Source organism: Vibrio sp. D173a, assembly GCF_030248475.1.
This window is the reverse complement of record NZ_JAHGAH010000326.1, coordinates 1-9,193: the sequence shown is the minus strand read 5'-3', so window position 1 is coordinate 9,193 and position 9,193 is coordinate 1. Positions and strand designations below refer to the sequence as shown.

7 protein-coding genes are annotated in these 9,193 nt (G+C 45.6%); 3 read left to right on the top strand and 4 right to left on the bottom strand.

What is annotated here, in order from left to right:
- Positions 1 to 125 precede the first annotated feature (125 nt).
- The gene (locus tag KIV40_RS25270) at positions 126 to 1,028 is read right to left on the bottom strand and encodes a LysR family transcriptional regulator (protein WP_285351958.1); all 903 of its coding nucleotides are present in this window, start codon (positions 1,026 to 1,028) and stop codon (positions 126 to 128) included.
- A gap of 342 nt (positions 1,029 to 1,370) precedes the next feature.
- On the opposite strand from KIV40_RS25270, the gene KIV40_RS25265 reads away from it, so the two are divergent.
- Positions 1,371 to 1,508, top strand: a complete 138-nt coding sequence (locus KIV40_RS25265; RefSeq protein WP_012128074.1) for a hypothetical protein — start codon at positions 1,371 to 1,373, stop codon at positions 1,506 to 1,508.
- A 64-nt stretch (positions 1,509 to 1,572) separates the two neighbouring features.
- Here KIV40_RS25265 and KIV40_RS25260 read toward each other — a convergent pair whose 3' ends face one another.
- Positions 1,573 to 3,336, bottom strand: coding sequence for a sigma-54-dependent Fis family transcriptional regulator (locus KIV40_RS25260; RefSeq protein WP_285351956.1), 1,764 nt, complete (start codon positions 3,334 to 3,336; stop codon positions 1,573 to 1,575).
- A 248-nt stretch (positions 3,337 to 3,584) separates the two neighbouring features.
- Between KIV40_RS25260 and KIV40_RS25255 the strand changes: the two genes are divergently transcribed.
- Both KIV40_RS25255 and KIV40_RS25250 read left to right on the top strand, forming a co-directional pair.
- Complete coding sequence (locus KIV40_RS25255) at positions 3,585 to 5,105, top strand: aldehyde dehydrogenase family protein (protein WP_285351954.1); 1,521 nt, start codon at positions 3,585 to 3,587, stop codon at positions 5,103 to 5,105.
- A 225-nt stretch (positions 5,106 to 5,330) separates the two neighbouring features.
- On the top strand, positions 5,331 to 6,302 hold the full coding sequence (locus tag KIV40_RS25250) for a TAXI family TRAP transporter solute-binding subunit (protein ID WP_285351953.1): 972 nt from the start codon (positions 5,331 to 5,333) through the stop codon (positions 6,300 to 6,302).
- Between the two features lie 90 nt (positions 6,303 to 6,392).
- Here the strand turns inward: KIV40_RS25250 and KIV40_RS25245 are convergent, their stop codons facing one another.
- Entirely contained in the window at positions 6,393 to 8,129 is a 1,737-nt protein-coding gene (locus KIV40_RS25245) for a methyl-accepting chemotaxis protein (protein ID WP_012128070.1), read from the bottom strand.
- Between the two features lie 165 nt (positions 8,130 to 8,294).
- Positions 8,295 to 9,065 (bottom strand): sulfite exporter TauE/SafE family protein, encoded by a 771-nt coding sequence (locus KIV40_RS25240; protein WP_012128069.1) that lies wholly within the window; start codon positions 9,063 to 9,065, stop codon positions 8,295 to 8,297.
- Between the last annotated feature and the right edge of the window lie 128 nt (positions 9,066 to 9,193).

Sequence of the window (9,193 nt, the reverse complement as noted above, 5' to 3'; positions counted from 1 at the left end):
TACAAAGCATCCTTGAGGGCTACGAACTCGCAATGTCTCTTGATCACTAGACTTGTGATCAAGAGACAGGTTAATGGGGCGGCTTTTTTGTATTCCTTGGTTATGCAGAGATCGAATTCAGTGGCTTAGCTAAGTGCTCCTTTAATAAAGGTTTCTACCTGCGCGATGATCGGGTGTTGGTAGAAGGCGCGATGGTACTGAATCCCGACATCAAACAACATTTGTGTTCCCTCTAGTTTTAACGGTAATCGACAAATTCCCGCGGGTAGCTCTTGATCGTCAATATACATACCGACAAACACGTACGGGCTGACTTTGACACAGTCGAGTGCGGCAGTCATTGAGGAGACGGTCAGCTTCTGCTCTAGATTCACTCCCGTCAATTTACGCATTCGTTCGTAATAAGCGCTCACATCGAGCGAACCCATGGAGACTCGCACTGTTTCAAGGTTTTCAATGTCACTGAGTTCAAGTTCGGTTTGTTGGTGAAGAGGGTGTTGAGCGTTCACATACGCAAAGATGGGTACGGAAGCCACCTTACGTTCTACCATTCTCTCGTTGAGTTCATTAGGAAAACCACCAATCCCAATCGCGACAGCGCCGCGTTTAGGGTTCTCTATGCTTTCAATCGACCAATCGATAAAGGAAATCTTAGGCTTTTGTTCATCTGTGGTAAGGGCGGTAACTAAAGGAATCGTTAACATGCCAGAAAGAGGGTTGATGATGCTGAAGACGTACTCATTAGAGTGCTGGTTCGCATTAAAGGTTTTTGCCAACTGTGGTAATTGCTCAAGTTGCTCTAACGGCTCGCTTATCGCTTCACATAGCTGTTGGCAAAGCAGGGTTGGGGTATAAACGCCTTTCTCTGCATTGAACAGTTCGTTATCAAATCGCTGGCGGCATTCAGCCAGTTGCCGGGTGAACGTGGCCTTGCTGATGTCGAGTGTATGGCACACTTTTGCCTGTGACTTTTGCTGACTGAGCAGATAAAGAAAGCGATACAGGTTTAAATCAATGGTATTTTTCACGAAGTTAGCGCCTCAAAACATTGAGCTTTAAGTATCAACGTGTCTCATCCTCTGTTCCAACAAAATCGCCAACAAATTTCTCTTTTGTGACATGGGGTTAGCTCAAAGTAAGAGTTTTACCAATACCGATATCAAATCTAAGATTGCGTAAAAAGGTGATAAAGAGTGCTAGGTAAGCCTTTGAACTCCTCCTATAATTAGGTTGCATATGGAGGATGTTTGATGGTCGAACATCCTCTACTTTTTGAAACCTACAACAAGGAATCGGCATAAGTCGTTTTTGCTGGTGTTGTTTACATTTACCAAGAAGGTGACTTAACACTATAAATTGAGGTTCTTACGATGACTCTTAACAAGTACTTTGTTTTCATTCCGGCAGATTTGGATCAGGAAACGCACAAGGAACAGAAAGTGAATTCAGACACGGAAACTCAACGTCAGGCATTAGTAAAACAGGCGCAGCAAGAAGGCGGACTGTAAGGCTAGGTTTCAAAATGAAAAGAGCACCTCACTGAGGTGCTCTTTTTTTATCTTCCACATTTTATCATTTCAGCATGCCAAGGCTCTTGAGCTTGCGATAAATGGTATTGCGGCTCAGACCCAACATGCGTGAGGTTTTACTGATGTTGCCTTGGTTTGCTTGGTAGGTTTTCACCAACTTATCTTCCACAGTCGTACGCATGTCTCTGGTTTTTGACGTACCCACTTCTCCGATAACGCTTGCTTGGCTTAGCTTTTTGGCAAGATGGTTAGGTACGTGGCTAAGCTCGAGTTGCGCTTCTCCTTGCGCCATTAAGGCTGACACTTTGATTAAGCTGTCGAGCTCACGTAGATTCCCCGGCCAACCATATCCCAACATTAATGACAGCAGGTGAGGGCAAATGCTTTGTTCAGACTCGGCGTGACGACGATGAATGTTCTCAATCAGTGCTTGTTTGTCGCTACGCTCTTGGAAACGAGGCAACTCAACGATGAGCCCGTTTAGGCGGTAATAAAGATCCTGACGAAATTCACCTTGTTCAACCAATCGCTCTAAGTCTTTGTGTGTTGCGGCGATGATTTGTGTATCCACTTGAATGGTTTGGTTTGAGCCGACAGGCAACACGGTTTTTTCTTGGAGCACATGCAGCAGTCGACTTTGCGCTTCTAATGGTAAGTCTGCGATTTCATCTAAGAACAAGATGCCTTTGTGCGCTTGACGGATCTTACCTTGATAGCCTTTGTTGTTTGCTCCGGTGAATGCACCTGCGACATAACCAAAAAGTTCGGATTCGACCAAGTCTTTTGGCAGCGCGCCGCAGTTCACGGAAGCCAAGGGGCCGTTTTTTCTCTGGCTATTTTCGTGCAGAGCTTTAACGAACTCATTTTTACCTACGCCCGTTTCGCCAAGGATCAACAAGCTAATGTCTTTATCGATAACGCGATTGGCTTGCTGCCAACAGTGCTCGACGGTGGTATCGCCGTAATGCAGGTCATTTGAGGCAGAAATGGCACGGGATGATGCTTTTCGCTCCGATAGTGGCTGAGTCTTGAAGACTAAAGATTGGTTACTGGCAGAATCGTCGAGTATGGAGGCGAGTTGTTGTCCAACAACGTTGGTTTGATCCAGCAGTTGTGAGGCAACTTGGTTATGAGCCAGAATCTGACCCTCTTCATTGGCGATGATGATGCCTTGCCAACCGCTATTCAGTAGACCTTGCTCACAAGCTAAATCCACTCGAATATGCCCTTGAGGAATTTGGTTGAGCAGTTGATTTTCCACTTGTTGAACCATGTTTTGCACTAAAACTTGCGTTGAAAAGTCATGCTTCTTTTGTTCACTGGTGATGTCCAGAACCCCAATCAAGTGACCCAAATGATCAAAGATAGGGCTTGCCGAACAACTGATGAAACGGTGATGTTGTATGAAGTGTTGGTCACCAATCACAGAAACGGGTTTTGCTTCTACTAAAGCTGTACCAATGGCATTCGTACCTTTGAGCTTTTCTTGCCAGCATGCGCCAGAGTTGAGTGCAATCTCGGTCAACTTTTCGCGGAATTTGGGTTGTCCCCAACTTCCAATGATCACACCTTCCGCATCGGTCAATATTAGGCGACTGTCGCTGTGCGTAAACAACTGGTTAAACAGAGGCAGAGCGAATTGTTTTACCGCATCGATTAAGAAGTTGAGCTGGTGGCGTCTGTCTTCAAGAAACGCGGAAGTTACACGAATATCGTCTGGTTGACGTCGCTGTTTTAAACCGGCTTGCTCACTTCTGTCCCATGAGGTGGAAAGCCAATTGCTGTTGGTAATGTGTTGAAGTTCCATGACTGTACCATTTTGTCACAGTGAGGGTGTGCCATTTTGGAACACTTGAACACTGGTGTTCACACCATACATCCGCTCAAACGCCACTCACTTGGTTTGTTATCGCTTGGGAATCATAGTTTTACATTTAATTAACAACAAGACGCGCGTTGTTGGCATGTGATTTGAGTAATGAAGTGAACAACACAACTGAGTTGAACACTCGGTTGTTTAAAACAAAAAACTGAACGAGAACAAAAGGAAGAGTTATGATTTATGCACAGCCAGGTAGTGAAAATGCCATCGTTAATTTTAAATCGCATTACGACAACTACATCGGTGGCGAATGGGTAAAACCAACGGGTGGTGAATACTTTGACAATACATCGCCAATCAATGGCCAAGCGTATTGTAAGGTGGCTCGTTCTGGAGAAGCAGACATCAATCTTGCACTGGATGCTGCACATGGCGTAAGAGCGCAATGGGCGAAAACCAGTGTGACTGAACGCTCGAACATTCTACTGAAGATTGCCGATCGCATTGAACAACATCTTGAAGAGCTGGCTGTGGCAGAAACATGGGAAAACGGCAAACCCGTTCGTGAAACGTTAGCCGCAGACTTGCCTTTGGTCGTCGACCATTTTCGTTACTTCGCAGGTTGTATCCGTGCTCAAGAAGGCAGTGCGGCCGAGTTAGATGAGCACACCGCAAGTTATCACTTCCCTGAGCCGATTGGGGTTGTTGGGCAGATCATCCCTTGGAACTTCCCTATGTTGATGGCGGCTTGGAAACTTGCTCCTGCATTGGCTGCGGGCTGTTGTGTTGTGCTAAAACCTGCCGAACAAACGCCAACTTCGATTCTCGTTCTGATGGAAACAATTGGTGACCTTCTGCCTGCTGGCGTGGTGAATGTAGTCAATGGCTTTGGCTCAGAAGCAGGGCAAAGACCGGCGACGAGTAACCGAATCGCTAAGTTGGCATTTACGGGTTCAACAGAAGTCGGTAACCATATTTTGAAATGCGCCGCAGAGAACCTTATTCCATCAACGGTTGAGCTTGGTGGTAAATCTCCAAATATCTACTTCCCAGATGTGTTTGACCACGAAGACGAATACCTAGATAAGTGCATTGAAGGCACTTTACTTGCGTTCTTCAACCAAGGGGAAGTGTGTACCTGTCCATCACGTGTGTTAGTGCATGAGTCTGTGTACGACAAGTTTATTGCTAAAGTCGCAGAGCGCGCGCAGACAATCAAGCAGGGTAATCCACTCGATACAGATACTCAGGTTGGCGCTCAAGCCTCGCAAGAGCAGTTCGATAAGATCCTGAGCTACCTAGAAATCGGTCGTCAAGAAGGCGCGAAAGTCGTGTTTGGTGGCGATGTAGCGAAACAAGAAAACGACTTGGAGCAAGGCTACTATATCCAACCGACTTTGTTACAAGGTCACAACAAGATGCGCGTATTCCAAGAAGAGATCTTTGGCCCAGTCATCGCAGTGACCACCTTCAAAGATGAAGCGGAAGCACTAGCGATTGCCAATGACACGGAATATGGCTTGGGTGCAGGTGTGTGGACGCGAGACCAAAACCTTGCTTATCGCATGGGGCGCAACATTGAAGCAGGGCGCATTTGGATTAACTGCTATCACGCTTACCCAGCACACGCTGCGTTTGGTGGCTACAAGAAATCAGGTATCGGCCGTGAGACGCATAAGATGATGCTTGATCACTACCAAAACACGAAAAACCTACTCATTAGCTACGACGTCAATCCGTTAGGCTTCTTCTAAATCTATTGCCTTTCAAGGCAACAAGAAAAGCAGTGATGAACAAAGCCTCGAACCCATCGAGGCTTTACTTTTTGTTGTGGGGGAAAGGAGCATTCATATTTTCTTACTGATCAATGCCTTCTAGCCTCGGACTCTTCTTCTCAGGATGTGATCTCGGACGTTATCAACTTGTTAACGGTTGCTATACTTATTTGGCCATAAACAAAGGAAAAATAAGGACGTTCAATGTTAAAGCTCAAGCAAATTGCTGTCGCGGCTTCTCTGGCTGCACTAAGTACAAGTTTTTCAGTTTCTGCTAAAGATACGTTCGTGACCATTGGTACGGGCGGTGTAACTGGTGTGTACTACCCAACGGGTGGTGCAATTTGTCGTTTGGTAAATAAGTCACGTGCTGACCATAACATTCGTTGTTCGGTAGAAAGTACCGGTGGTTCTATCTACAACATCAATACTATTCGCGCAGGTGAGCTAGACCTTGGTATCGCTCAGTCAGACTGGCAGTACCATGCTTACAACGGTACGAGTAAGTTCGAAGATAAAGGACCATTCAAAGAGCTTCGTGCTGTGTTCTCCGTTCACCCGGAACCGTTCACTGTTGTGGCTCGTAAAGATGCAAACATTAAATCGTTTGATGATTTGAAAGGTAAACGCGTTAACATCGGTAACCCTGGCTCTGGCCAACGCGGTACGATGGAAGTGCTAATGAAAGAGTACGGCTGGACGAATGACGACTTCAAATTGGTGTCTGAGCTGAAAGCATCCGAGCAGTCTAAAGCGTTATGTGATAACAAGATCGATGCGATGATCTACACAGTAGGTCACCCAAGTGGTGCGATTAAAGAAGCAACCACATCGTGTGACAGCAACATCGTGACTGTTGCAGGCAAGCAAGTAGATAAACTTGTCGCAGACAACAGCTTCTACCGCATTGCAAATGTACCGGGTGGTATGTACCGCGGTTCTGAAAACGATGTACAAACCTTTGGTGTAGGTGCGACGTTTGTTTCTTCAACGGCAGTGCCTGATGAAGTGGTTTACAACGTAGTGAAAGCGGTATTCGAAAACTTTGACGACTTCCGCCGTCTACACCCAGCATTTGCCAACTTGAAGAAAGAAGAAATGGTGAGAGATGGTTTATCTGCGCCGCTTCACCCAGGTGCTGAGAAGTACTACAAAGAAGTGGGTTTGATTAAGTAATCTCACTCAGAACCAATAAAAACGCCATCGTAGTTTGCGATGGCGTTTTTGTTTGTGTGCTATCTGAACCTGTTGTCAGCGAGCTGATTGCTATTGAACTTTAAAGCGAGAAACGACGTCACTTAAACCTGTCGAGGTTGCTTTTAGCTCATCACTGACTGAGGTGGTTTGCGAAGCGTTATCGTTGAGTTTACGAATGATCTCTTGTATCGCACTCATGTTGCGGCTGACTTCTTGAGTCACTTGGCGTTGCTCTTGAGCAGAGGTTGCCATCAAGGTGTTCAGATCGTTAATCTCCACCACAGAATCGGTTACGACATTCAAAGAATCCATTACTTGGTTAGTGCGATCTGCGGTTTGCTGACAGCTTGAGCGTGTCGAGTCCATTTCGTTGACCACGTTATCGGTTGTCGATTTCAGTTTCGCCAGCATCTCGTTAATTTGTGAGGTGCTTTGTTGAGTTCGAGCGGCGAGGGCACGCACTTCGTCAGCGACGACCGCAAAACCACGTCCTTGCTCACCGGCACGGGCGGCTTCAATTGCAGCGTTTAATGCTAGTAGGTTTGTCTGTTCTGCGATCTCTCCAATCACTTGTAACACAGAGCTGATCTGCTTGGTGTCTTCGCTCATTGTTCCAATGGTGTCAGACATAGAGGCCACCTGTGTGACCATGTCACTTACGCTCTGAACCGCGTTTCCAACAGTACGCTTCGATTCCTCTGCATAGCGATTGGTACGGTCAGTAAGCTTAGCTGCATCATCAGCACTGCTCGCAATAGATTCTGCTGTTGCGCTCATTTCTTCAATTGCTGTGATCGCTTGTTCGGTTTCAATGGTGTGCTGATTTAAAGTGTGGCTGTTGTTATTTGATTGGTTTGCGAGTTCACCTACTGCATGGTCGATGTGGCCTGAAGAATGAGATACTTCAACAAACATCTTTTGCAATTGAGCAATGAACTGGTCGATTGAATTAGAAATTGCACCGATTTCATCTTTGGTATCGATGTTCAAACGTTGAGTCAAATCGCCGTTACCATCTGATAGATCACCGACAAGATTCTTTAAACGCTCAAGTGGTTTAAAGGTGTAGTGCAGCAGAACCACGCTACCCAAAACAATCACGATGCCTGCAATAGACAGCGCCAGAGTAATCATCCAGTTCAACGCATCAGTGTTTGCTTGAATGCTTTCTTGGTCGATGTAACCAATCAGCTGCCATTGGTTTCCACCAAACGCAATGTTCCGCTCTAAAGGGATGAGATTTGACCCTTGTTTATTGCTGTAAATGGTTTGGCCATCTGCTTTTAGTTCAGCGTAGCTGCCTTCTGCTGCCAGTGCGTTAATCAGCCCACCTAATGCGCTTAAATCGTAAGTGAAAAAGTCAACAGACTCATCAAAACGCTTAATCGAAAAGGTGATGTAAGGGATGTTATCTTCTAGTGAGATTGGGCTGATGGATAGCTTCTCATCTTGATTTTCCGCTGCATCAATAAAGTACTGCGCGTCTTCCTCACTCATGTTGCCTGTATCATCGAACGCATAGCCATTAACGATTTTTACGATCTTAGTAAAACCAGATGCCTCTTTAGTTTCGGCGATGTCCATCATGCTGAAGTTGAGATTGGTGGCTTGAGCGGCTTTGCTGTTGAGTTCTGCTTCGAGTTTGTTACGAGTAATATCAATGAGGTGAGTGATGTTCTTTGTGTCTGATTGGTGAATATAAGAACTAATGAAGTGGTTAACGCTGAAGTAAGAAATAAGAGTGGTTGTGGTGATGATCGCGACGATCAGCAACACCAGTTTATTCTTAAACGAAAGGTGAGCCATTGTACCTATGCATCCTTGTATAGTGACGTATCAAAAAGATGCCGCAATCCGGCGGCAAGCGAAATAACGTTTTTTGTTGAATGGCTCAATAATAAGACAGTTGCGATACAAATGTAAAACAGTTCATACACTTACGTGATGAATTTTATCATTTGAAAGCTCAAATTAAGCGTAGACATCAATAAAGAAGTAAATGGTAATCGCGATAGAAGAAAGGGCGACAAAGCCTTTTACGTGATTGGGATTCAACTGTCGAGATACACGCGCTGCCAAGTAGCCGCCGACTAAAGTGCCAACCATAACAACGCTGCCTTTGGTCCAATCGATTGAACCGTTAGCAACAAAAATTACGATGGCAATCAGAGAAACACAGGTCGAAACCAGCAGCTTAAGCCCATTCATTAGGTTGATGTCTTGGTGCCCTGCAACCACTAAATAACTTAACACGATCACGCCTAGTCCCGCGTTAAAGAAACCACCGTAAGCAGAGACGCCAACCAAAAGCAGGCTCAAAGCTATTACGCCTAAAATGCCGGCGTGTTTGGTCTCTTTGGTCAGAGATTTAATCAACGCTGTCATGCGAGAGCCAGTTAAAAAGAGTATGGTTGCGAATAACAGTAGCCATGGAATCGCTTCAAGAAAAACAGATTCTGGCGTATTCAGCAGAAGGTAAGCACCGACAGCGCCACCAATCAAACTGAAAGAGATAGTGAAAGCCAACTCTTGCTTGTTCTTCATGATTTCTTCGCGAAAGCCGACTGCACCACTGATGTAACCTGCGCAAGAAGCATAAGTATTCGTCGCGTTCGCCATGATAGGAGGCACGCCAACCGCCATCAATGCAGGGAAGGTAATGAAGCTACCACCACCGGCGACGGAGTTCATGATCCCACCCACGACGCCCGCAGCAAACAAGAGAGCAAATTCCAGCAGCATAAAAAGTCCTTTTTTGTTCTTATAGTTTTTGTTTCTGAACGATTAACACTACGCAACTCACCCAAAGAAATAAAGTAGCGATTAGTCCAAGAAAAAAGCCACCGCAGAGGGTTAACTCCGATCAGTTA

Coding starts and splice junctions, on each gene's coding strand:
- KIV40_RS25250 (WP_285351953.1), top strand. CDS start 5,331: ATGTTAAAGCTCAAGCAAATTGCTGTCGCGGCTTCTCTGGCTGCACTA.
- KIV40_RS25245 (WP_012128070.1), bottom strand. CDS start 8,129: ATGGCTCACCTTTCGTTTAAGAATAAACTGGTGTTGCTGATCGTCGCG.
- KIV40_RS25265 (WP_012128074.1), top strand. CDS start 1,371: ATGACTCTTAACAAGTACTTTGTTTTCATTCCGGCAGATTTGGATCAG.
- KIV40_RS25240 (WP_012128069.1), bottom strand. CDS start 9,065: ATGCTGCTGGAATTTGCTCTCTTGTTTGCTGCGGGCGTCGTGGGTGGG.
- KIV40_RS25255 (WP_285351954.1), top strand. CDS start 3,585: ATGATTTATGCACAGCCAGGTAGTGAAAATGCCATCGTTAATTTTAAA.
- KIV40_RS25260 (WP_285351956.1), bottom strand. CDS start 3,336: ATGGAACTTCAACACATTACCAACAGCAATTGGCTTTCCACCTCATGG.